The organism is Bacteroidota bacterium, from assembly GCA_016718825.1.
Taxonomy (GTDB): Bacteria; Bacteroidota; Bacteroidia; order J057; family JADKCL01; genus JADKCL01.
The window spans coordinates 1-24,789 of record JADKCL010000037.1; the positions used below are offsets into that span (position 1 = coordinate 1).

Annotated in this window: 21 protein-coding genes and 1 pseudogene; 8 read left to right on the top strand and 14 right to left on the bottom strand. The window is 49.4% G+C overall.

All coding sequences use genetic code 11. The features are described 5' to 3' along the window. Positions 1–19: 19 nt before the first annotated feature. The 6 genes and pseudogenes from IPN95_25300 to IPN95_25325 form a co-directional block, all read right to left on the bottom strand. Positions 20–553, bottom strand: a complete 534-nt coding sequence (locus tag IPN95_25300; GenBank protein MBK9452677.1) for a hypothetical protein — start codon at positions 551–553, stop codon at positions 20–22. A 146-nt stretch (positions 554–699) separates the two neighbouring features. Next, positions 700–1,810, bottom strand: a pseudogene (locus IPN95_25305) (NADH-quinone oxidoreductase subunit D). A 122-nt stretch (positions 1,811–1,932) separates the two neighbouring features. Beyond that, positions 1,933–2,448 carry an NADH-quinone oxidoreductase subunit C gene (locus IPN95_25310; protein ID MBK9452678.1) on the bottom strand — a complete coding sequence of 172 codons (516 nt, stop codon included), beginning with the start codon at positions 2,446–2,448 and terminating at the stop codon, positions 1,933–1,935. Positions 2,449–3,015: 567 nt separating this feature from the next. Next, positions 3,016–3,663 carry a hypothetical protein gene (locus IPN95_25315; GenBank protein MBK9452679.1) on the bottom strand — a complete coding sequence of 216 codons (648 nt, stop codon included), beginning with the start codon at positions 3,661–3,663 and terminating at the stop codon, positions 3,016–3,018. Positions 3,664–3,711: 48 nt separating this feature from the next. Continuing rightward, the gene (locus IPN95_25320) at positions 3,712–5,313 is read right to left on the bottom strand and encodes a family 16 glycosylhydrolase (GenBank protein ID MBK9452680.1); all 1,602 of its coding nucleotides are present in this window, start codon (positions 5,311–5,313) and stop codon (positions 3,712–3,714) included. 1 nt (position 5,314) lies between these two features. After that, a complete protein-coding gene (locus IPN95_25325; protein MBK9452681.1) occupies positions 5,315–6,805 on the bottom strand; it encodes a hypothetical protein in 1,491 nt (496 codons plus the stop codon). A 115-nt stretch (positions 6,806–6,920) separates the two neighbouring features. Here IPN95_25325 and IPN95_25330 point away from each other — a divergent pair, with 115 nt between their 5' ends. Further along, positions 6,921–7,532 (top strand): T9SS type A sorting domain-containing protein, encoded by a 612-nt coding sequence (locus IPN95_25330; protein MBK9452682.1) that lies wholly within the window; start codon positions 6,921–6,923, stop codon positions 7,530–7,532. A gap of 21 nt (positions 7,533–7,553) precedes the next feature. Here the strand turns inward: IPN95_25330 and nuoB are convergent, their stop codons facing one another. Beyond that, on the bottom strand, positions 7,554–8,057 hold the full coding sequence (nuoB, locus tag IPN95_25335) for an NADH-quinone oxidoreductase subunit NuoB (GenBank protein ID MBK9452683.1): 504 nt from the start codon (positions 8,055–8,057) through the stop codon (positions 7,554–7,556). 181 nt (positions 8,058–8,238) lie between these two features. Here nuoB and IPN95_25340 point away from each other — a divergent pair, with 181 nt between their 5' ends. Together IPN95_25340 and IPN95_25345 are read left to right on the top strand one after the other, a co-directional pair. Continuing rightward, positions 8,239–8,979: a hypothetical protein gene (locus IPN95_25340; GenBank protein ID MBK9452684.1), complete on the top strand. Its 741-nt coding sequence runs from the start codon at positions 8,239–8,241 to the stop codon at positions 8,977–8,979. Between the two features lie 62 nt (positions 8,980–9,041). Then, positions 9,042–9,842 carry a hypothetical protein gene (locus IPN95_25345; GenBank protein ID MBK9452685.1) on the top strand — a complete coding sequence of 267 codons (801 nt, stop codon included), beginning with the start codon at positions 9,042–9,044 and terminating at the stop codon, positions 9,840–9,842. Between the two features lie 59 nt (positions 9,843–9,901). On the opposite strand, the gene IPN95_25350 is transcribed toward IPN95_25345, so the two are convergent. After that, a complete protein-coding gene (locus IPN95_25350; protein ID MBK9452686.1) occupies positions 9,902–10,381 on the bottom strand; it encodes an NADH-quinone oxidoreductase subunit A in 480 nt (159 codons plus the stop codon). 69 nt (positions 10,382–10,450) lie between these two features. Between IPN95_25350 and IPN95_25355 the strand changes: the two genes are divergently transcribed. Continuing rightward, positions 10,451–11,839 (top strand): hypothetical protein, encoded by a 1,389-nt coding sequence (locus IPN95_25355; protein ID MBK9452687.1) that lies wholly within the window; start codon positions 10,451–10,453, stop codon positions 11,837–11,839. Between the two features lie 333 nt (positions 11,840–12,172). On the opposite strand, the gene IPN95_25360 is transcribed toward IPN95_25355, so the two are convergent. Next, positions 12,173–13,138 carry an SGNH/GDSL hydrolase family protein gene (locus IPN95_25360; GenBank protein MBK9452688.1) on the bottom strand — a complete coding sequence of 322 codons (966 nt, stop codon included), beginning with the start codon at positions 13,136–13,138 and terminating at the stop codon, positions 12,173–12,175. Between the two features lie 119 nt (positions 13,139–13,257). Between IPN95_25360 and IPN95_25365 the strand changes: the two genes are divergently transcribed. Further along, positions 13,258–14,241, top strand: a complete 984-nt coding sequence (locus tag IPN95_25365; protein MBK9452689.1) for a tryptophan 2,3-dioxygenase — start codon at positions 13,258–13,260, stop codon at positions 14,239–14,241. Between the two features lie 90 nt (positions 14,242–14,331). Continuing rightward, positions 14,332–14,952 carry a DUF4294 domain-containing protein gene (locus IPN95_25370; GenBank protein MBK9452690.1) on the top strand — a complete coding sequence of 207 codons (621 nt, stop codon included), beginning with the start codon at positions 14,332–14,334 and terminating at the stop codon, positions 14,950–14,952. 89 nt (positions 14,953–15,041) lie between these two features. On the opposite strand, the gene IPN95_25375 is transcribed toward IPN95_25370, so the two are convergent. Both IPN95_25375 and IPN95_25380 read right to left on the bottom strand, forming a co-directional pair. After that, positions 15,042–15,752: a hypothetical protein gene (locus IPN95_25375; protein ID MBK9452691.1), complete on the bottom strand. Its 711-nt coding sequence runs from the start codon at positions 15,750–15,752 to the stop codon at positions 15,042–15,044. Positions 15,753–15,755: 3 nt separating this feature from the next. Continuing rightward, complete coding sequence (locus IPN95_25380) at positions 15,756–16,496, bottom strand: hypothetical protein (GenBank protein ID MBK9452692.1); 741 nt, start codon at positions 16,494–16,496, stop codon at positions 15,756–15,758. Between the two features lie 200 nt (positions 16,497–16,696). Between IPN95_25380 and IPN95_25385 the strand changes: the two genes are divergently transcribed. Beyond that, complete coding sequence (locus IPN95_25385) at positions 16,697–17,902, top strand: aspartyl/asparaginyl beta-hydroxylase domain-containing protein (GenBank protein ID MBK9452693.1); 1,206 nt, start codon at positions 16,697–16,699, stop codon at positions 17,900–17,902. Between the two features lie 103 nt (positions 17,903–18,005). On the opposite strand, the gene IPN95_25390 is transcribed toward IPN95_25385, so the two are convergent. From IPN95_25390 to IPN95_25400, 3 genes are all read right to left on the bottom strand, one after another. Next, positions 18,006–18,290: a hypothetical protein gene (locus IPN95_25390; protein MBK9452694.1), complete on the bottom strand. Its 285-nt coding sequence runs from the start codon at positions 18,288–18,290 to the stop codon at positions 18,006–18,008. Between the two features lie 64 nt (positions 18,291–18,354). Next, positions 18,355–19,470 (bottom strand): tRNA 2-thiouridine(34) synthase MnmA, encoded by a 1,116-nt coding sequence (gene mnmA, locus IPN95_25395; protein MBK9452695.1) that lies wholly within the window; start codon positions 19,468–19,470, stop codon positions 18,355–18,357. Between the two features lie 120 nt (positions 19,471–19,590). Then, positions 19,591–20,499 carry a helix-turn-helix transcriptional regulator gene (locus IPN95_25400; protein ID MBK9452696.1) on the bottom strand — a complete coding sequence of 303 codons (909 nt, stop codon included), beginning with the start codon at positions 20,497–20,499 and terminating at the stop codon, positions 19,591–19,593. 276 nt (positions 20,500–20,775) lie between these two features. On the opposite strand from IPN95_25400, the gene IPN95_25405 reads away from it, so the two are divergent. Then, a complete protein-coding gene (locus IPN95_25405) occupies positions 20,776–24,360 on the top strand; it encodes a PKD domain-containing protein (GenBank protein ID MBK9452697.1) in 3,585 nt (1,194 codons plus the stop codon). Positions 24,361–24,789: the final 429 nt, after the last annotated feature.

Sequence of the window (24,789 nt, forward strand, 5' to 3'; positions counted from 1 at the left end):
CACGGTCGTGGAATTCAGGTTACCCAACCCACAGGACAACCCACGAGGCATTGGAAATCGCTGCATTGGTTGCACGGGAATAGCGGTAAATACGTCCATTGAAATAATAAATGACCTCGTTGGCGACGGGATCACAGTCGCCGCAGGATTGGGCATCGGGTTGCGCCATTCCAGTAAAAATACTTGCGCCTGTGTTGGAGCGTGTTATTCCCATCAAGGTTTGCGCGCCACATCCCGCTACCACTGTAGCCATTTCCTTCCAACTGATTGGTGTTGGATTCAACCACATGCCGCGCCAATCAAAGCCCTGTCGTTGTGTAGAGTTGCGTCCCGGTGGCCGAACCGTTTCCAACGGGAAGCCAGGGTTAGCCTCACCCCCGCAGTACCTCGCGCGGATCGGATTGTAGCCTACACCTGAGCAATTAAGCAAATTGGTAGACTGATAATCAAGAATGATCCCGGGAATGGCATTGGGAAGAAGGTTGCATTGACCGAAAACATGCCCGGACAAGAACAAGCACATCAAAACAAGGGTCGCGTAGACTTTCCGCATAAGACTCCGTATTTAGCTTCAAAAGACGGCAGAAGCTAAGCAATTTTCAGGTGATCGGCAAGTTGGCCTACGGATTGGAAAAGCGGCAATCTCCTTGCAAGAAAACTGTCGAAATTCAACCCATTTACCCAACGAACAGACAGACCCTACCGATCCACCTCGCCCAACACGAAGTCGATCGACCCCAAAATAGCGATCAAATCCGCGATCAAAACGCCTCTTGAAATCTCCGGCACCACGCTCAAGTTGCTGAAGCTCGGCCCCTTGGCCTTGCAACGCACAGGAATGTCGCTTTTGCCGTCGGTGATAAAATAGAAGCCCAATTCGCCTTTTGGGGTTTTCTGCACGGGTGTAAAATTCGCCGGCTTTGGGACGTGCCTTGGGCGGGCACATCGCGCGTGGATCAAAATTATCGCCCCTCGGATAGACTTTGGTGAGCTGCTCCAGACATTGCGAAACGATTTTCAAGGATTCGGCGACTTCATCGACACGCACTTGTACGGTCCCAACAGTCGCCAACCTGCCCATTTCGCCTTTTCCGACACAAATCTCAAAATCCAATTCCGGATAGACGGAATAGCCATCCATCCGCCGCAAATCCAGTTTCAGACCTGATCCGCGCAACACAGGCCCAGAACAACCGTAGCTGATCGCGACCTCACGCGGGAGCACGCCGACATTCGCGGTACGTTGCACGAAAATGGGATTTTCCGTGAGCAGACCGTTCAATTCTGCCAATTTCGGCTTGAAATACTGGACAAATTCCGCGCAACGCTCCTCAAATCCGACGGGCAAGTCATAAAACAGGCCGCCAATCCAGATATAATTGTAGAGCATCCTTGCGCCGGAGGCCCATTCGAGCATCTTCAGGATATGGTCTCGGTCACGAAAGCACCACAAAAACGGCGTAACGGCCCCAATATCCAATCCAAACGTGCCAATCGCGACCAAATGGGAGGCAATCCGATTCAATTCCGCCACCAAAACGCGGATGTACTCGACCCTTTTGGGCAGTTTTCCTGCGATGCCCATCATCTGCTCGATCCCCATGACGAAGGCGAGGTTGTTGTTCATCGAGGCGAGGTAATCCAGACGATCGGTGTAGGGAATCGTCTGCGGAAACGGCAGGGATTCGGCATGTTTTTCAAAGCAGCGGTGCAGATAGCCGAGGTGCGGAATGACTTCCAACACGATTTCACCGTCGGTGACGAGCTCCAAGCGCAGGACCCCGTGCGTGCTCGGGTGTTGCGGGCCCATGTTGAGGATCATTTCCTCGCTTGCCAAGTCTTGCAGGCGGGCCTTGCCGGGTGCAGAGCGCCGCAGCAATTCGCGGTAGTCGAGCTCTGTGCGGGCGGCGTTGGGGTGTTGGGTCGTAGCCATCAGTAGGCAGTTTGGATATCGTGGTAGTACTCCGGATTCACATAATCCTTGCGCAGCGGGTGCCCGGTCCAATCCTCAGGCATCAAAATGCGCCGCATGTCGGGATGCCCTTCAAACCAGATTCCGACCAAATCGTAGGCTTCGCGTTCGTGCCAATTCGCTGCAAGCCAAATGCTTGAAACCGATGGAATGACTGGCAATCCGCTAGGATGCGCATCAGGTGCGACTGTGCGGGACACGAAGCACTTGAGCACGATGCGGTGCCCACGAGTGATGCCTGCGAGGTGGTACACGACGCCGATGCGATTGACGGCCGGCCCTTCGTCGACACCGCTGAGACATTCCAAATAATCGACATACCAATCGGGATCGTCACGAAGGAAGCTGCAGACGCCTCTCAGGTGTGCAGGATTAAGTCCAATCCAAGGTTGGGCAACCTCAAAGTTTGAGGATTCGATCGCCTCATTACCGAATTGCTTCTCAATGACTTCCTTTAAAGATTGGGCTGTATCCATGCTTGCTGAAGCCGTAGGACAGATACGGCATTTCCTCCAAATTTTTCTGCAATATCGGTATTTCTCATCAAATGGATAGCCATGCAATAATTGGGCGTACGGATTTGGTATAGCCGTCCTCCTTTGTCGGAGACACGAGGCCCCAACTACCATCATAGTTTCCAGGTACGGATCTAATAACCAATGCCATTGCATGATCTTTGCATCCGGTTCAGGCTGAAGAAGGTGGACAAACCTGATTCCAAAGCGCCTGCCTTGAACACGGAACGCGAAAAGGAAAATGAAGATGGGAACAATGGAAAACGGGGCACAGCACCTCCTAGGCCGTAGCACCTGATGACCAGAGAGGACGATCATGCGCTTCAAACTTCCGGGCAAGCATTCTCTCATGACACCACCAAACACCAATTCCGAATCTTCAGGATCAGCGGTCCAGTCGTTGCACATTGGAGCCCATTGAAAAATTCCTTTCCTCGAAAAAGTTCGCTGTCAAATCCAGCAATTGAAAACTGCTATTCTCGAGATTTTGGATTGGGGTCGCGTTGGATATTTGAGGACGTCCACTGTTTACAAGTTTTTCTTCATGCAAGGAGAGAAAGTGTAAACGACCTCAAAGCTAACCTGATGCACGGATGGATTCAATGGTGTATCAAAATCAGGCCTAAAAATAAGGTTGGGTCCGATAAAGGCAGAAACACGTGGCCCAAGCATCCCACCACCTGGAAGTACAAAGTCATACCCGATGTTCAATTCAGGACCAATATTGCCCCAACGTCGAATTTTGGAAAACTCACGCTGGTAATTCCCTGTGAGGAGGTCACCCTGACCTGAGACAAAGGTGTATATCGAGTAGCTTCCTATAGCGCCCGAGGAGATCAAAACCCCAATCGCTAACCTCAAGTCTAGGCCTTTAAAAGGGTGATAGACAAGACCCGGTGAAACTCTCGTAAAAAAGAGTCCGAGATTCGCATCGATACTTCGAGGATCTTTCACGTTAAAATAATTGTAGCGCATTTGGAAAAATTCAAATCCAATCTCGGTGGATAATGAAACTTTGGGCAAAATTTCGGCGTGCGCACCTAAAGAAAGGTTGGTTGAAATTTGTCGCTTTGCATAATTGGAAGAATATGGTTCAAATCCCATTCTCCCCTGCCACAACCCACCACCAGCAACGAGATACAGTTTTGGAGATTGTGAATATGCTGCTGCGAGCATAAAAAAACTCAATAGAAAAATGAACGACATTTTCATACAAGAATAATTCTAGTGGTTGCAAATCATCTTCATTCGATCTATCACTTTTCCTGATCTCAAAACGGTTATGATATAGGCTCCGCTTTGAAGGTATGCGATCGGAATTGCAAATTCAAAATCAGATGTTGCGATCACATCGCCCACCTTTCGACCCATCATATCCTCAATCATAATACGATCCCCAATGCTGACTCCGGAAATCGTAATCTTATCAAATGCTGGATTAGGAAATAAGGAAAATGATAATAGATTTTGGTCCATTTCAACCATTGAATCATCGATTCTAACAAGAGAGTCGCCAATCAAAAGTAACGTTTCTGGCTCTGGAAGAATTGAAATTGCCTCAAATTCAACTGGGGCCTTATTTACAGCGCAAGGTCGTATCTGACCAATTAGATTTGCGTCCCACTGTACCTCAAAGCCAGGAAGTATGCGAATTTCAGACGATGCAGTAAGAATCAAAAGGTCACCCGGGTTCCAATCTGTAAATGGTGGTGGGCCATATAGAGAAAAGGAACTGGTAGGATCGACCGTAATTTGACCAGCAGTGATCGTTCTGTCTCCATAGCTAGACGAAAAGCTAGCTCCACTAATATCGCCCGAATTATGCAATACCTTAGTCTCTTGGCAATCTATTTCTTCGTAAAGAGCGAAATAATCTAAGTCGAAGTTCCTAGGAAACTCATTACTTGCGGCACCATTTCTTACAGCGGCGTTGATGATCACCCATTCCATGGCATCGGTAAATTGGGGATCATAAAAATAGGTCTCATTCGAAGCAATTTCTTGACAGTTTCTTACACCTCGATAAGCATAACCTAAGCCAGCCCATCTCCTTCGATAGTAATGATAAAGCGTTCTTCGGACCTGTCCATCAACTGAAAATACGATCACAAAATCATCCCAATCAACGCTGTATGTGTGCATTCCGGTCGCCATACTTTGTCCTAGGGTGTAATTTTCCGTATCAATATTTTGCGGGCCATTTCCACAATTGAGCTCAGTATGAACGCTTAAAGAAATTTTTCGATCATGAATTTGGTCGTTTTGACTTCGAAAAAATTCAAAAATGTCGATTTCGTCAGCACAATCGCCAGATAGCCAAAAGGCTGGCCACATATTTTTTCCTGAGGGAATCTGGCACCGGAGTACGTATCTACCCTTATCAAACTTCCAACGGCTAGTCATCGCACCCGACTGGTAAGGCCATATTCTAAGGTTTGTTCGGTTATATTCCAAAGGATAGTTCGGCAACTCCCAAGGGATGGCCATTGCATAAATTGGATCATCTGTAACTTGGATTCTTAATGTTCCATTATTAGCTGGCAAAAATTGAAAGCTATTTTCGGTATTGTATTCGTCGGTAATAGATCCCTTTTCGCCGTGGTGCGTGCCATTCAAAGTTGGATCCCATAACCAATGGTCCAGTGATCCTTGATCAAAATCATCGCGAATTACTTGAACATACTGATCCGGTTCAGGACAGATTCCACCGTAGATTGCAAATAGATTTATCGGAAGAATTCGATTCTGCCATCCATTGGCGTACCCAATAAGGCCATAAAGGTTAAATATGGCAATCAATAAAAGTAAACGATTATGTAGGCTCATATCATTTATTGCAATTAGATTTACCGCTAATTTCCTTTTTCAGATCAATCACATAAAGCGTCAATTCTTCTATTTTCTCCTGTTGCAGCCTAACAAGCTCTCCAACATTAGCATAGTCCTTTTCAACTTCCTCTGCCGACGGCATTCCTGGAAGTCTGTGATTTTCTTGAATATACAATTCGAGGCTGTCCAAATCCATCAACTGGTATTCTTTTTCAAATACATAGTCGGGGAAAGGTGCAACGCGCACGCGCAGTTCCTGCATCCAAGCAACTCCATTACCGTCTACCCTAAAGACCTCGCGAGGTATAGGGTAGTTGGTGGGGTTGGTGTTAACAACCGAAATTGCTCTGGTTTGAGTGTGTTGAACCTCGGCCAAGTAGGCAACTTGGTTCGGGTTCGCAACGGCACTCTTGCTCCTTACTGCAATTCCGGCATTCAGGCCCGTCTCCACCATAACCTGCGCATTGATCGGATTACTTGACTGACCGACCTTGACGGTGCCCGCACCCGTCACCACAAAATTCTCTGGATCGGCTGTGCCTGGATTGTTGTCGTTGTATACCACGGAGATTGCCCTGGTGTCAAGTCGCGGTACCTCCGCGAGGTAGGCTATCTTCCCGGCGTTGGGATTGGTGCTTTTGACCCTGCAGCCGATGTCTAAGCCACTCTCGACATAGAGCTGGGCCGTGAGGTTGTAGGCACCCGAGGGCCCTGAGATATTGGTAACGCCATTGCCCAAGACCCTGAAAGTCTCAGCACCGTTATGCTCTACGGTAAATGCCTTGGTCAAGGGATGGCTGACAATGTCGCGGAAGGCGATGCCATTGGCGGTTGCTTGAAGGTGCCTGACTTCGAGCGCAGTTTCGCTTGAATTTGCTGTGATGGCCAGCCTGCTGTTGGACCCGAGTGCCGTATTAATGCCGTTGAAACCCGAAAAATAGCTGTTGCCATACACTGAAAATTTTGCACCAATCGGAAGGTTGGTGTTGAAATATCCGATTCCCACTTGACCCGTTTGAGAATTGATAAGTGTATTTTCCGGAACTGCAGGACTGAGATTGATATATAGTGGGCCATTTGTAGCAAAAAATTGATTGTATGGCATATTTGCGTTTGAATGCATAATGTAAATCGAGCTATCCCCGACTTTGATACCAGAATCAACCTCGAGATAATGCAAATGGCCAGTTGAGGATTCCATTGGCTCGACTTTACCATCTTGGCTGATTCCTAGGAGACGCTTTGGGCTCCCTGCTACTGATAAATTTCGAATTCGAAAATCACTTAGCAAATCCACGTCACCAATAACACTCAAATTTCCATCGAGCTTGGAGTCTCCAACGACATGAAGTCGTGCAGAAGGCAACGTTGTTCCTATACCGACATCTCCTGTTTGCGGGAATGTATTCGTAGATTGCCCTAAAACATTGGCACTAATTGCCAACATACTCACGAGCACAAATAATAGACTCTTCCAGGTTTTGTACATACAGATTCAAAATAAAAGGTAAAAACTAGTTGAATTGGTTGATGAGGGGAAAGGTTTTTTGGCTTCTTTGAACCCTCGGTTTATATATCACGAATTTAGCATATCCTTTTTCGAAATGCAAAATTATTTTTCTTACAATACATTTTTCTGGGGCGACATTTGGATCAATGCCGGCGCTTGCGGAATTCTGCCCTTTGAGTTGACAGACTTCAAGGCAAGCCCAACCCAAACGGGGGACGTTGCATTGACTTGGCAGACGAATGGTGAGGTGAACAACGCCATGTTCATTGCAGAGCGCTCGAGCGACAGCGAAAACTGGTCGGAAGTCGCCGCACTTGAAGGCGCAGGCACCACCGCGGAGCAAAAGTCCTACCAAACACTGGATCGTTCGCCATCTGAAGGCATCAACTATTATCGTCTGCGCACGATCGATGAGCAGGGAGAATCGCAGTATTCGCAGATTGTCGCCATCAACCTGAACCAAGGCAAGGAAAAGATCGTCGTCTATCCGAATCCTGCGGGTGATTGGCTGCACTTCAACTTTGGCAGCCTTACCGGCGACATGGAGATCAGCTTCGTGAACGAACTGGGCCAAGTGCTGAAAAAAGTCGATGCAACCGAGGCCTTGTCGGCCGTCGAGGTGACGGATTTGCCTGCGGGAATCTATCTGATGCGCGTGTTGCTCCCTGACGGAACGACTTCGAATCAGACTATCATCAAAAAGTAATCGCGGAGCTTTGAATTCGTTTCAGGCGCGGTCAAATTTCCCTTTGACGCCCAGGCTTTCCTGCCGGATTTTCTCCTGAAGTTTCATGATGCCTCCGATCAGCGCTTCGGGGCGCGGTGGGCAACCCGGAACGTAGACATCCACGGGAATCACACGGTCCACGCCTTTGACGACATGGTAGCCATGCTCCCAGTAGGGTCCGCCACAGTTGGAGCAGCTGCCCATCGAAATCACGTAGCGGGGCTCCGCCATTTGTTCATAGAGGCGTCGCACGCGGTCGGCCATTTTGAATGTCACCGTCCCTGAAACGATCATCACGTCACTTTGTCTTGGGGAAGGCCGTGGAAAAACGCCCATTCGATCCAAATCATAGTGACTTGCACTTGCAGCCATCATTTCGATCGCGCAGCAAGCGAGGCCAAAGCCCATCGGCCACAAGGAGTTGAGTCGCGCCCAATTGATGAGATCGTCCAGCTTTGTGACGACCACACTTGCTTCCCCCGTTTTGATGTCTGATAGCCCCATGATGTGCGCAAGTTTCAAAAAAAACTCCCTTCGAATGGGAATAATTGAAGAAAAATCTTTCCGCTAGCCTGTCCCCTATTGATGGGATTGCGTTCCTTTGTGAAAGTTAAACCGCAAATTTCGAAAACGTATGAAAAAGCACCAATCTACATTATCCTTGTTTCTCTTAGTGGTTTTCACAGTGGCAGTTAATTTCGCTATTGCCCAGAAACCCATTGCTGCACCCAAAAAGGAATTTTCCTATGAAATGGTGTCTTCAGAAGGCACGAATGCAGCAGCTGTCGTTTGGGACAGCAAACATGGTGTTTATATCACGGTCATTGCAGGAAATGCTGACTTCCCGCGGGAGGTGTTTGACGGCAACGGTGCCGACATCACCCAAACCACCGCAGACTTTGATTGGAGGGGAATGTGGTACAATCCAGCGACCGGCAAGTGCGAAGGCAACGGCGCAGGTGAAGCAGGATGGGCCACATTTGGCTTGGATGGCAGCAATAACCCCGGCGAGGTAACCGTTTTCAAGGAAGGTCAATTCCAACCTGATTTCCAATCCGTTGGGGCTTATGATTTCCAAAAGAAGCAGGTGATATTTTTGGACTTTACCGTAGACGGTTTGGCGATGTACTCCGTAAAAAATCCGAACAAGGTCAAGCGCCTCAACATTTCGTGGGACGATGTAGATTTGGGCAATATCAACAGCACCTCTGTCGGATTCACCGGAAAAAAGGGCTACGAATACGTGATGTTGGATTTTAGCAATGGCAAACTCGAATTTTTTGACCGGGCTGGTAACCACACTGCAAGCGCTCAACTCCCGGATGATGCACCGCTCAATGACAGCTTTGCATTTTCAGTCACCAACGATCGTGCCTTTTTGTATGACAAGGAAGCGCGCGTTTGGTCAGCCTATCCGCTGTTCTAAGTGCGAAATAGCCTTCGCTGAACCAGACTTCCGGTTCCGACTTGATTGATATCCCGCAAAAAATGAAAATCAAAAACTCACTCGGCATGGTTCGTGCCGTTGCCTTTACCGTGGCTGTCTGCTTTTGTTTGAACTTTCGCGTTACTGCGCAGGCGCCGTTACAGCAGGGCGAATTGGTTCTCTCCTATGAATTTCAGGCCAAAGAAGGCACAAATGCCTCCGCGGTTGCGTTTATTCCTGGACCCAATGTCTATATCACGGTAATCGCTGGCAATCCGTCATTCCCTATGGAGGTTTTTGACCCACAAGGGAAAACCCTGGCCTCGATGGAGGTCGGCATCGACATCCGCGGAATATGGTACAATCCTGAAACCAAGATGTTGGAAGGCAATGGACCGGGAGAATCGGGCTGGTATTCCAGGGCATTGAATGCGCAAGGAATCCCGACTGGCGAATGGACATCGATCAAGGCCGGCCAATTGCAGCCGGAGGAACAATCCGTGCTGTCTTACATCACGCCCAAGAAAAAGCTCGTGACCTTTTACAAGGGCTCATTTTCATTCTGGGGCCGCAAAAAGCCGAAGGAAAAAGTTCGTTATCAGCACGGCACACCGGGCAATACCAATTGGTTTATCGATCCGACGACGGCAGCTTACACAGGAAATGACGCTTACCCCGTCGCCGTCTTGGAATTGAATGCCGGCATGGTCCTCTACTTTGACCTCAAAGGCAAGTACCTCGGTGCAACAACGATTGACAATGTAGATCCGCAGATCACAGGCTTCCGATTTGCATTTGCCAATAGGCGGGCATTTATCTATGACAAAGAGGGCCGGACTTGGAGAGCCTACAAAGTTTTTTAAGTGAAAAGTGAAAAGCTATAAGTGAAAAGTTGGGCACGAAAACTGTTCACTTTTCACTTTTATTTTCCGGCGTTGAATTGCTCGTAAAGTTCGTTGGGGACTTTGGCAGGGCTTGAGGGGACTTGTGGGCGCGGCTTGATCCAGTCGAGGTCACCTTTGACCCAGACGTAGGCGAGGCCCAAGAGCAAGATTCCAGCGAAAAGAAACACTTCGATCAGCGCCAACCAACCCCATCCCGGGGCTTGGGCGATCAAGGATTTGTCGGCAAACACGGTCGCCCAAGGGTAGAGGAAAACGATTTCTACATCAAAAATCAAAAAGATCAGCGCAGCCACATAAAAGCGGTTGTTGAGTTGGATGCGGGCATTGCCAACGGGATCTTCGCCGCATTCGTAGGTACTGAGCTTTTCTGGATTGGGCCTGTTGGGACTCAGGAATTTATTGAGCATCAATCCGCCGACGACAAAAACGATTCCGCCCAAAATGTAGAGCAAGGCAACACCATATTCGCCAGAAACCTGTCCAAGGGTCGGATCCATGCCGCAAAAATAAGCAGTTCGGCGGATCACATCCCAGGTTTTTCTTAACTTCATTCGCTGGCGGATCAAATGGCTTTTGGCTTTGGGGTCGCGCAGGCAATTGGGATGGAAGAGGCAAAGCCGATATCAATATTGGAGCTGCTGCGCATGCGGCAAACTTGGCTTTTGGTGGGGCTGATCTTTCTCGGGCGAATGGCCTATTTCCTCTATTGGGGGACATTGCTGGAGATCGACAGCCTCGGTTACTTGAAATTGCAGACGGCATTGTACCATCCGCCGTTGTACAGTGCCTTCAATGGGCTGGCGATCCAAATCGGCCGGTCAGTCGATGCAATCGTGGTCGCTCAAAGCCTCCTTTACAGCCTAAGCGCATCATTGTTGGTCAGAAAGTGGATCACGACAAGCAGATTCCAGCTATTGATCGCGATTTTGCTGGCTTTGGAACCCTGCTCGGGAAAACTGGCGTGCACGGTGATGGCCGAAACGGTTTTTCTGAGCCTGCTGATGCTCGCTTGGTTCGCATTGCCGACGTTGAAGTCAGAAAACTGGAAAAGATTTTCCCTCGCTGCGATCTGCATCGGATTTGCGCTGGGACTGGCCTACCAAACGCGGTACGCAGCTCCGGTCTTTGTCGTGGCAGTGATCATTTGGATGCTGACGCAACGCTTGCCTTGGCGACGCCTCGCCTTGGGAACGGGCATCATCCTTTTGGCCTTTCAGTTCGCCCTCCTACCCCTCCGAATGTACTACCAAGTCCGCTTCGGCACATTGCAAACGAATGCCTTCAGCAGCCTGAGTCTCTGGAATACAAGCGCTTATCTCTATCCAGATTCACGGATCGCTGCGGCGCCCAAAACGGCGTTTGAGCGATATCTGATTTGTTTTCCCGCTGCTGACTATGCCCTTTACCACACTTGGCATACCAATCAGATGTTTCACGACAGCCTTGCCTTTCAGCGGTTTGTGAAGGAAAACCATCTCAATACCGCAGAAATTCAAGCGGCAGCGACCTCGGCAGGCGCCACAGCGCGCAAATTGTTGTGGGCATCGCCGATACGCCATTTGCGGGAGTTCGTTTGGCCCAATGTCCAACGGCCGTTTTCAGGCGAAGACATGATCCATTCCAACCTCTTGCCCGACCACATCGAAGCTCCGTTGTATTTCCACCATCGACATTTGCATTTCTACTGGTCGGATTCTTGGTGGGCCATTTTTGGTTTGTTGCTCGCGTCCACGGGCCTGCAACTGCGGTACCGTAGGCGTATGCCTGCCTACGCTGGGCTATTGCTCCTGTCCTGTTGGCTCTATTTGGCGGGTATTGCAGGGCTTGCGGTGATCTTTTTGCGTTTTGTTTATCTCCTCGCTCCCATCGTTGTGCTTGCCTTGGGGATCCAATTAGAGGCACTTTGGCAACGAAAAGCGGATGGATCGAAGGTAGTTGAGAAACTTACTCCGTAAGCAAACCATTCTGATTCAGAAACACCTCAATCGCATCAGCAGCAAGCGAATGTGCAAATTTACTCGGATGGGAATCACTTGAATTGACGGTCAATTCCGAAGCGGAAAATGGCTTGAAAACGGGGGAAAGATCGAGGCAGGGTACATTTCTGCCTTGCCAAAAACGTCGCATTGGTTGAAGAGCAAATTCGCTTCCATCCACAAGATTCATGATAGGAAACAGCACCACGGCAAATTTGGAGCCGTTTCCAGTACAATTTGATTGCAAATTCTCCAAACTACGGGCGTAGCGTTCCATCACCAATTCGTCTGAAAATGAACGCTGTAAGAAGTTCAGATAGTTTTCACCGGCTTGGGAATCGGAAACAAGTTGGATAAGAAATTAAAAACGTAGGATCCATGGAACAAGGAAATCGGGAATGGAGCCTTCCTTCCTGCATTTCCTGTTTTGAGTCCAACGCTCTCTGCAGCATCTTGAATATCATTCACATACCAACAAAGCACGGTAAGTTTGGGCTTAGGGACATGCCAATCGATTTGATCCGATTGCATTTCGGTATTGGAGCCATTTTGGCCATGGTTGTGCACTTGCCAATGCGAACCAAGGCGCACCTGGATCAGATCAGAAAACCGATCCGAGGGATTCTTGATCCCATGCCCTGCTAAAAAGCTATCGCCGATAAAGAGCAATTGTGATCGGGAAACGTCAGGTTTGCTCAATTCGGCAGTTTCCCGAAAACCATCCTCTGTCAGTTGCCAATGCCTTGCAAACCAGATTTTCGAGGCTAGCGTAGTGTCGTTGATGCTGGATTTTCCGACAAACATAAAAATCCCTTCCAAAACCAATAAAACCGACAAGATCGCCCAGCCAACCGTCGCCAACGGCCGCAAACGCATCCTCCAAGTAGCACCCGACTGCTTGACGAAGCCCAGAAAAAATGCCTTCGACGTCAGGAAAAGGATCATCAAAGGAAAAATAATCCTCAACCATTGAAGTTTACCCGCATAGATGGGATTGAATATCAGCATCAACAAGGCCATCGCAAATCCAGAAATCGCGAGAAAAGATGCCGAATTTTTGAACAAATCCCCGAAGGACCGCTTTCCCAGCAAAAGCGCCACGGCCGCATACAAGAGCCAAGCATCCAAAATGCAATAGGCGGCCAACAGGTTAGATTGAAAATTCATCAAGTAATTCCCTCGCAATCCCACGTACATCCCCCAAAAATCCATGGTCCAAGGATTGATGAGCAGAACAATCGCGCCGATCCAGAAGACTTGATTTTCACGCTTGAGCATGTTCAAATATCTACATTCAGCAAGGAAATCCAATCCTTTCACAGGAGCTTTGCAGTCTGTATTCCATGGAAAATCGCTAATTTGCTGGCCGATTCAGGTTTATCCCACGACGTATCACAATGGAAATCACGCCAGAAATCCGCGAACGCCTCCAATTGATCGGAGACAAGTACAATGCCCTCGGGCAAGACATGCTCTCCTACCTCGACGGATTGTTGTATTCCAATCTCCTGACCTACTGGGACTACATCCACCTCGACACCCTTCTCAGCCTCCAAAATCCACGTACTGATTTTGAAGATGAGAAGATATTTGTGATCTACCATCAGATTACAGAGCTGTATTTCAACCTGATACGCCATGAAATGCGGCAATTGCGCGAGAAATCCGGTCAAGATTTGAGTATTTGGCTCAAGCACATGCGCCGGATGCTCAATTACTTCAAGAACCTCTGTCAGAGCTTTGACGTGATGGTCGAAGGCATGGATCCGCAGCAATTCCTCAAATTCAGGATGTCGCTCCTGCCTGCAAGCGGCTTCCAATCTGCGCAATACCGCATGATCGAACTGGAATCGACGACGGCCTACAATCTGATGGAGCCCGGCGAACGCAGCAAGGTGACCCAAGATGTTCCCGTAGCCGAGGCGTATGCGTCATTGTATTGGAAATTTGGCAACCTCGAATTGAAGACCGGAAAAAAGACCCTGACACTGCAAATGTTTGAGGCCAAATATGACCAAGACTTGCAGGAATTGGCAGCTGAAATGGCCAAAGGCAGCATTTGCGCGATGTACAGAGCCTTGCCCACCGAGTTGCAGGCCAATGAGGAGTTGCGGGGCGTCCTTCGCGAATTTGACCTTTACGCCAATGTATTCTGGGCATTGAGCCACTACAAGTCTGCTGTGCGTTACCTGCAAGGCGACCCTGAAATGATCGCAGCGACCGGTGGAACCAATTGGCAAAAATACCTGCCTCCCCGATTTCAAAAGGTCGTTTACTTCCCTGAACTCTGGACCGAAGAGGAGCGCGCCGAATGGGGCAAAGCTTGGGTATTGAGCCTCTTCAAAGAAAAAGTCGAAGGCCACTGGGGCAAAGTGAAGTAGAAAGGCTAAATTTGTGAAGCCTGCAAGGACTTGGAGCGGGTACCAGAATTGGAATGGTATTTGCAATCTGAGCCTGTAAGCACAAAAGCAATGAAAAAAGCGATCTTCAGTCTGATCATTTTGTTGGGGCTTTCCAGCCTCGCAGCCGAGGCGCAGGTCGGCATTCGCGTAGCCGTCGATGACGAAGGCGTGCCCATCTACGAAATGCAGGAAGTCAAGATTCGCGCCCTGGGCAGCAGCAAACGCGACCAACGCCGCTTTGCCAAGGCCGAGCAAAAATTCAACAAGCTGCGTTACAACGTGATCAAGGTGTTGCCTTATGCCAACGAATGCGCCCGCAACATCAAAATTATCAACGCAGAAATGGCACGCATTCCAACGGAGGAAGGCAAAGATGCCTACCTCAGCTCACGGGAACACTTCCTTTTTGGTCGCTATGAAGGTGAAATCCGGAATCTGACCATTTCCCAAGGCAAGGTTTTGGTAAGCCTCATCGACCGGCAATCAGGTAGCACTACCTACAGCCTCATCAATGACTACAAAAGCAAAACCTCCGCATTTTTCTGGGGAGGCATTGGCAAGATCTTTGGGTACGATCTCAAAAAGGAATACGACGCCGAAGAAGAATTTGCCATCGAGATGATTGTACGTTCGATTGAAAACGGCACCAATCCGACTTACTACGACTATTTGGAGGCGAGAAATCGCTGATAATGAATTAGAAATGAGAAATTAGAAATGACTGGGGCGATCCCATTTCTCATTTTTCATTTCTAATTTTTCATTTCTCATTCCCCGCTTTAATTGCTCTCACAATTGTTCTGAACGCCTTGGTTCATGTTCTGAACTGCGAGCGTGAACAGCTTGGCAAGAAATCTACCAGTGCGTGAGGATTGCATGTGGAACTCGAAGGCAATGTCTTTGACGGCGGTTTTGCGGTCATCGATGCAGCTTTCAAAGACGAATCTACGCGCGCCGGTGCGCGCATCAAACAATTCCATACGAATACGGGCTGTCTTCACGACCACCTGCTCCGTGATAATGCGGTTGCTCCGCGAATAAACCGAAGAGGTTTTGTAGGATCCCAAAATGAATGGATTGAGCACCATGATATAGTCTGTTCCTGAAAAAATATCGCCCAAGGGCTCCAAGGAATGGTCATCGGAATTGTAAGCGCCGATGAAGCTGGACGCCAATTCGGGAAATTCGTTGAGGAAATATGTGCTGTCGGCTGCGCTCGGCTTTTTCAGTTGTTGGGCAAACAGCGTTCCCAATGCCACAAGCGTTTGAAGCTTAATGTCTTCTATTTCAGCATTCTCCCCTTGATCAGACTTGATGAACTGCGATAGCGGAATGCGGTAATTGTCATCAAAAGTGAAGTGCTTTTTGGAAAAATAAACGGCAACACGCTTTCCCTTAAGTGGAAAGGCTTCTCCTGCCTGCGCATATATGGGCGTCCATGGACCCAAGACAAAAGCCCAAACCAAGGACAACACGATCAAAATCCGCATGGATCAGTAATTGTGGGTAACGAGTTCTTCGTAGTAAATCCTACTATTTTCGTCGATCTGCACATTTCCGCTGATGACTTGCTCCTCGTAGTACTTGTAGTAGCCTACGATCTTCCCGATTTTGGGAGCATAGATTTCGTAGGCATGTTCAATCAAGAAAAATGGCGGCGGCGGATTCCCTGGGATTTTTTCCACGGGCATGCGGAAAGGAACTTGCAATACATAGACACAGTGCTCATACGTGACACCACGCACGACGACGGTTGTATCGACATTCACATAGCGATAGGTCTGAACATCAAGGTTGTTGTAAAGATTCCCATTCCAAGTTGCGCCTTCGTAAGGTGGCCAACGGAGCACGATTTTCCGCGTATTGCCTTCGATCCGTTCAGCAAATTCAGTGCCTAGGTACTGCGTCCAAAGCTCATCAAAATCCCAACTATAAATCGGCGCATCAACCGTGCCAAGCGTATCAGGTGAAGTGTGCAGCCAAAGCACAGAAACCTCACGGTCAAGCAGATCAGTCTCGGTTCCGTCGGTGAGTTCACGTTTGTAATAAGTGCGTGCATCTTCCAAAGTCGTCGATGCATAAGACGTATCGATCACATGGTAAATGCGAAATTTGCCGTCTTGGATTGGGAAAACTTCCTTGGCAGTGGCGGGCACAGGATCGTAATCGCGTCTGCAGGCAGTCGAAGCCAAGCCGATCAGCAGCAAGAAACCAACCAATTTGAGATGCTTCATCATCACCTTAAAACTACGAAAATTCCCCGTTCAAAAAAGTGTCGAAATTGATCCCCTTCCAAGCAAACCATCTCCGTAAGCAATTTTGTCATTTCACTGTCCATTCATTAGCTTCAACGTGCGAAGTGCGGCTTTGGTATTCAATGCCGAATTTCGTCCTATTTCGCCCAAAGACGTCAAAAACACTTCAATTTGGCCTCATGACTGCACAAAATGCTATAGTAACACCTTACTTGAAACTCCCCTTGCCGGTCCAATTGTCGGACCTGCTGCTTGACCTGTCTCATTGTCTCGATGCAACTTGGAGGCCTCACTTCAACCAAAGAGACTATGTGGGCGGATGGGATTCGATCGCCTTACGTTCGCAGGACGGGCAAACCGACACGGTATTTGCGCATCCGGACAGCGTCTATCAGGATACGCCCCTTTTGCAAGAATGCCCCCATTTTCGTGCATTGCTCGACAGCCTCCCCTGCGACAAAGAAAGTGTTCGGCTCCTGCGGCAAGCCCCCGGCGGCGAAATCAAAACACATCGTGACCAAGGATTGCACTATTCCGACGGCGTTTTCAGGCTGCATATCCCTTTGATTACCCATGACCAAGTCGATTTTATCATTGCCGGGACGCGCATCCCGATGCAACCTGGCGAATGCTGGTTTGGCGATTTTTCGCAGCCGCACAGCGTCCACAACCGCGGAGCCTCCGAGCGCATCCACCTCGTGATCGATTGCATCCGCAATACCTGGACCGATGAATGGTTTGCGCAGGCTGGCCTACCCAAAGCCGATTTTGAGGCTCCCCAAATGGATGAAGCCACCCGAAAGCAGGTTTTGGAGAACCTCAGGATGCAAAACAATCCTGCCTTGGCAGGCATCATTGCAGATTTGGAAGCCGAGTCGGCGGCCGCGGTTGGTGAAACCCGACTTTGGACAATGTTGAATTTTCTTGACACCATCGGCATCAAATGGACATTCGGGAAGGTGCCTTCCACGACCTTTCTTCCCGGATTGGAGGTCATTGCGGGTACCATCGTAATTGATCGGTCGCAATTGAAATATCCTGGCGACATTTTGCACGAGGCTGGCCATATCGCCTTGCTGCCTTCAGAAAAGCGGGAAATGTTTTCAGGGAATGTTGCCGAGACACTGCCCGAGCACGGCGGTGACGAAGTCGGCGTCATTCTTTGGAGCTATGCCGCTTGCCTGCATTTGGGCTTACCTGTGGAATATGTGATCCATGACGCCGGGTACCATGACGGTGCGGATTGGCTCCGACAGCAATTTGCGGAAGGGACTTTCATCGGCTTGCCGCTGCTGGTATGGATGGGTCTTTGTGAAGATCCGGCGAAGGAGAAACTGAACGGAGGAAATGGGTTTCCGGAGATGTTGCGGTGGGTGAGAACCTAGAATTGCCTTTCGTAGGCCCGTAATTTGGCACGAATGGTTTGTTTGAAGACCGTACCACCCACCAAATAACAATCTTTGAAGTCGGGGATTCCGATCAGGGTCTTCAGTAGTGATAAAGTGCCGGGAAGGACTGCTGTTCTTTGTAACATCTGAAATTTTCGATTGGTGTATCCAAAACGACACTCAAGTAAGCCAAGGTTTTAGGCTCGAGCGACCGAATCTGGATTGCCTCTGCCCGCAAACGATCCTCTCCGTAGTAGCGCAAAATTTCGAGCCAATCCTCGCGACGACCACGTTCTACAACGCGGGCAATGATTTGTTTGGCATTTGCCTCGAAATCCAGCTTCGATTCATCCGTATCCCAAAAGAGGTTTTTGCTGAATTTCATACTTCAAATATGACAAAAACAATTCCCCTTTACAATCCCAAACGGGCACAAAACCCTGGGTAAATCAATTAAAAATCCCTGAGTTCCCACCCACACTCTTGATCCATCCGCCGCCAAGCACGTCGTCACCTTCGTAAAACACCGCGCTTTGCCCGGGGGTGATCGCCTTCACCGGATTGGGGAAGGTCACCTCGACAAGTCCATCCGCAAGCGGATGAAGTACACTCGGCGCACCGGCATCTTTGTAGCGAATCTTGGTCACGGCCGGCATTTCGTCGGGAAGAGTAGCGTATTTGCCCAGGTTCACGCCCCTTACCTGCATGCGGTGTTGCAGCAATTCCTCCTCCTTGCCGATCATGACCGTATTGGTTTCCGGATCGATAAAGGTCACATAATAAGGTTCGCCCATGGCGATGATTCCTTTGCGCTGCCCGATCGTGTAGTAGGGATAACCCTTGTGCTGCCCAACCACTTTCCCATCCGAAAGGATGAAATTGCCGCCCGCGACGCGTTCCTCCAAGCCTTCGACATTGCGGTTGAGGAAGCCGTGGTAGTCGTTGTCGGGAATGAAACAGATTTCGTAGCTCTCGCTTTTGTTCACGAGATGGTGAAAACCCATCCCCGAAGCCATTTTCTTGATTTCGGTTTTGTGGTACTTGCCCATCGGGAAGATGGTACGTGCAAGCGATTCCTGCTTCAAGCCCCACAAAACGTAACTCTGATCCTTGTTTTGGTCCTTTCCTTTCGAAATGATGTAACGGTCGTTTTCGTTGCGCACTTGGGCATAATGCCCGGTGGCAATGAATTCGCAGTCGAGTTTGTCGGCCCGGCGGAGCAAAGCATCCCATTTGATATGCGTATTGCAAAGCACGCAGGGATTGGGCGTGCGACCCGCGATGTATTCGTCGACGAAGTTCTCGATCACAAAGTCACCAAACTCGTCCCGGATGTCGATGATGTAATGCGGAAAGCCCAATTCGACGGCGACGATGCGTGCATCGTTGATGGAATCAAGGCTGCAACAGCCGGTTTCCTTGGTTTGTCCGCCCGCATTGGCATAGTCCCAAGTCTTCATGGTGAGGCCAATCACCTCATAACCTTGCTCATGCAGCATCACAGCTGTCACCGAACTGTCGATTCCGCCGCTCATTGCCACCAATACGCGCCCTTTTTTACTCATTTGGCAAAATTAGTGAAAAGTGAACAGGGGAAAGCGATAAGTGAAAAGTGAATAGCGAAAAGTGAACAGTGAATCACGATTGGTGCAAGGTGATTCGTTGTTGGCGTTAGATTTTGTAGATCACTTTTCAGTTCGGAAGGCTGTCGGCAGCGTACCGTACATCTTTTTGAATGCCTTGTTGAAGGCCCGGCGATCGGTGAATCCAGTCTCCAAGGCGATTTCTGTGAGACTGTGTCGATCTTTCAGCAGCAAATGGGCAGTGTGCTGCAGGCGCTTTTGCAAAACATAATGGTAGGGAGAACAATGGTAAATCTCCTTGAAGCAGCGCAAAAAGTGGTATTTACTCGTCATTGCGACTTCGGCGAGCGTGTCCAAGTTCAGTTCTTGAAGATAATGTTCATCAATATGGCATTTGGCAAGGCTGATGCGCCGGTAGAGCTCTTCCCTTGTAGACGGTTTTTCATTTTTGAGGCTGTCGATCATCAACTTGGTCTGGAATTCGCTGTGAACGAGATGCTCAGCCATGGTGATGAAAAATTCGTCAAAGTTTACGCGCTTCCGTTTTTCGCTGTCTCTCAGGATGGGCGTCATCGCTTGGAGGAAGTTGCCGAGTGTCGACTCTGTCAGCCCGAAGACCTTTTCTGTAAAAACCGGCGTTGTGGAATTCACATTTCCTGCTTCATCCAACATGCGTCGGTGGCCTGCCCTGGCAAAATGGTTGACCTCCTGAACAGAAGCAGGATCGATGTAAAAACACATTCCTTCGACTGCTTCATTTGCCTGCACGCGGCATTGAAAGCGTTGATGATGGTTCACCACCAAAAAACGCCCCGGCACGATTTGGTGGTTCCTTTCGCCGATTTTGTACCTTTCACCGGTTCCGGCAATGACCATTTTCACCGAAAGTCCGGAGTCTTCCTCATCCTTTGCAAATGAAGTAACAAAGGAGTGAAAAATTTGATTTCTGAAATTCAGCCGGAGATGCTGCAAGGAGCCATCAACAGTGCGGATAGGTATTGGTGTACTCACGGGCGACAGATTTAGGCTTTACCTTACGTGACGAAGGCAGATTGGGTTGCGTGGTTTTGTCTACATTGTCAGACGTTTCCATGGAGACCACTGAAAATCTATTGACAATCGCGGCGCGTATGCGTATTTTCGACTCTGGGTCAGATCAATCATTCGGTAGGAGTTATGGGAAGCAGCAATAGGGCAATATTGGCATTTGGTCTTTCATTGTTGATATGTTTGGGAATAGGAATTGCAGGTTGGGATAGGCTGGATGCGCCCAATCTTGATTCTGAAATGCACGCTTCCAAGGCAGGCAAAAAGGCCCCTTCAGGTCCAGTCAAAAGCAATTCGGCAAAAATCCCCCTCAAGGATCGGATCGACCTGGCCATGGCACAGGAGGTCATGATGACCAAAGACCCGGCAACGGGCGAAGTTCCCCGTGAAAGGTTGCTGTCTGCAAGAGCTTATGCCGATCAAATGCGTGCAGCAGGCAAAGTGAATGCCGCTTTGTCCGTGAATTGGGACGAACGTGGTCCAAGTAATGTTTCCGGCCGAACGCGGGCGATCATGATCGATCCCAACGACGGCACTGGAAATACAATTTTTGCCGGCGGCGTCGGTGGCGGATTGTTTAAAACTACAAATATCACTGCAGCAAATCCTAATTGGGCTCCAATCAATGACTTGATGGGGAATTTGGCCATCACGACCTTGGCTTTTGACCCCAGCAATACGCAAACCATGTATGCCGGCACAGGCGAAGGTTACTTCAACGCCGACGCCATCAGGGGATTGGGAATTTTCAAAAGCGTCAATGGAGGGGCCACTTGGACACAACTTGCCTCGACCAACAATGCAACCTTTAGATTTGTCCAGAAAATTGCTGTCACCAATACGGGGGTGATTCTGGCTTGCACGCAGGCAGGAGGCGTCCAACGGTCTACCAATGGAGGCACAACTTGGACCAAGGTCCTCGGCTCTGGTCTCGGCATCACGGGTGCCGGCAGCAACATTGCTTGGGATGCGGAAATTGCGGCAAATGGGGATATTTATGCATCCTTGGATGGATCAGTACACAAGAGCACCAATGCTGGGGCGACCTTTGGAGCAGCGCAGACGCTTCCACTTGCTGCATCACGCATCGAACTTGCCTGCGCTCCGAGCGATGCCAACTACGTTTACTGCATCATTGAAAATGCAAACATCGCCGCCGGAATCTGCCGCACCATCGATGGCGGCGCTAGCTGGGTAAACAGAACCAAGCCTGCCGACGCAGATCCTGGGATCGGAGCCACCGATTTTTCCAGAGGGCAGGCATGGTATGACTTGAGCATCGCCGTCGATCCCAACAACCGCGACCGCATGTTTGTAGGCGGCGTGGACCTTTTTGTAACAGGAGATGGCGCAGGAACCTGGACGCAGGTGGCGCATTGGTACGGTGGATTCGGATTCCAGTATGTGCATGCAGATCAACACATTGTAATCTTCCAGCCTGGGAGTTCGTCCATCTGCTATTTTGGAAACGATGGCGGGGTTTACCGCAGTGCCAATGCCAACGTTGGCTCACCCGCAATTGCTTTCAAGGGGAACAACTACAATGTCACGCAGTTTTACGCCTGCGCCATGCATCCGACGGCACTCACCGATTACTTCCTCGCTGGTGCGCAAGACAATGGCTCGCAGCAGTTCTCCAATGGCGGAATCAATGCTACGATTGAAGTCACCGGCGGTGACGGCGCATTCTGCCACATCGACCAAGACCAGCCGCAGTTTCAGTTTACTGCATACGTACAAAATGATTTCTTCCGCTCGGCTGATGGAGGAAATACTTGGACCAACGTCTCCACCACTGGCGGATTGTTTATCAGCCCGACGGACTATGACAACGTTGGAAATCGGCTTTATGGGCATCGCGGCTCCAACAACTATTTGCGCTGGGACAATCCACAGTCTGGAAATACTTTTGCAACGGTGGCTGTTGCTGGCTTTGGGGGTCAGGTCGCTTGCGTGACGGTTTCGCCCAACACTGCCAATCGGGTATTTTTCGGCATCAACAATGGAGATGTTTTCCGGGTTGACAACGCCCACACAGGTGCTCCAACGGCAACCAATATCTCAACAGGCTTGCCGACGGGTTATCCTTCTTGTGTCGAGGTAGAAATCGGCAATGACAATCATTTACTGGTCTGCTATTCCAATTATGGCCTCAATTCTATTTGGGAATCGGTCAATGGCGGCACCACTTGGACGAGCGTAGAGGGCAACATGCCCGATATGCCCGTACGGTGGCTCCTCCTGAATCCTGGCGACAATACCCAAGCACTTGCTGCCACCGAACTCGGCGTCTGGTACACTGATTTGCTGGCCGGAGGCGCTACCGTTTGGACTCCCGGCAACACTGGCCTCGCCAATACACGCGTAGACATGCTGCAAATGCGCACGAGCGACAATCTTGTTGCCGCTGCAACCCATGGACGGGGATTGTTTACCAGCGACGTATTTACCGTTCCGACTGCTTTGTTTTCTGCGGCACCGACGATTACCTACGTTGGCAAGACGGTACAATTTACAGACAACTCCTACCGGCCGACATCCTGGGTTTGGAACTTTGGCGACGGTTCGCCGACATCCAGCCTTCAGAATCCGACACATATATATAGTGCACCCGGGAAATACGATATCACCCTCACGATCAACCTGGGAGCCTCCACCTTGACCAAGGTTGGTTTCATTCACATTCTACCAGACCGCGGCACACCTTATGCGATTACCGATGGCGGCAATTTTGAAGTCAATATCCTTGATTTTGGCCCCAACAATGTTTCGGGAACCGACTTTGAAAGGGGGAGCTCAGCAGTGGCAGGTAAAAATGGGACGGTCTCTCCCTCCAATGCCTGGGTGACCGGCATTACAGGCAACTACAATGACAATTGTATTGCCCAACTCTGGACACCGAGCTTTAACATGACCGCCGTCGGCACTTACACCTTGGGATTCAGCTCAAGGTTTATCACCGAGACGGGATACGATGGTTTCCGCGTCGAATATTCCTTAGACAAGGGAACAAGCTGGCTGCCTGTAGGGACAACAACCGCCGCAGGATGGTACAACGACAACAATTCTTCTGGCACCACCGTTTTTCCGGCCAATGAAGCCTTCTTTTCAGGCTCAGTTGGGGCTGCGTACGTGAATTATACACGTGATATTTCTTTCCTCGCAGGCAATGCGGAGGTAGCCTTCAGATTCAATTTTGGTTCTGACGTCTCAGTGTTTGCCGCAGGGGTCGCGATTGACAACTTTTTCATCACTGGGCCATCCAACCCTGCGAGTGGTTTGCCTGTCAATGCCTCCCCGCTCACAGGGGCATGGCTTGAGAACGATGTGAGACTGGATTGGATGACCTACGGAGAAACCAACAACCGCGGATTCACGATCATGCGTTCCGAGGATGGGATGCGTTTTGAAGATGTGGGATTCGTCAGCGGTGCAGGAAATGCCTCTCAAACCATCGAATACAGCTGGGTCGATGCCGAGGCTAGTTTGGATCGCTACTTTTACCGCTATCGTCAAACGGATTTTGACGGAACCTCCCGTTTTTCCAACACCGTTGAACTGAATCGCACGGTACTTCAGGATGCAGTAGATGTCTATCCAAATCCATTTGTTAACCAGATCCACATCCAACTGCGTAGCGCACCAAGTACTGGAACGGAGGTTTCGCTATGGAGCATCGAAGGGAAAAAACTTGACACTTTTGTTCCGAATTGGACCGAAGATGGGCTTGCAAGCCTCGTTGTCCCCACTGATCTCCCTAGCGGCACCTATTTGCTTCGGTTGCGCTCCGGAAGTCAAACCCGGACCTTCCGGTTGATTCATTGAACCTTTGTGTCACCAACAGGAAGCTCCCGAAAGGACCTTGCGCAGGATTAAAGACCAAAGCTGCAGTTGTACGGGTCGCAAAGTGGACTTAGGAAATCCTGATCATCGAGCCACCTGAGCGATTACAAAAGGTAAATCTTACCACTGGCTCGGCACCTTCGGTCTGCACCTTTGATGTGGGAGGCGGGTGCAAAACCACCTTTCGAAGCCAAATCGACTTGTAGGAATTTTACACAAATCGCAAACTTTTTACAACATCCTCACGTTATGAAAATGCTTTCCAGGGACAGAATCCGATTCTATTTCGCCTAAACCACAGATTTTCCTCGAATTATGCCTGTTTCGAAAAAATAATTCTTACACTACATTTGCATATCCAAAAGAAGAAATGTATATTTGAGCGTGTAATATTTTATCAAGTCAACAATT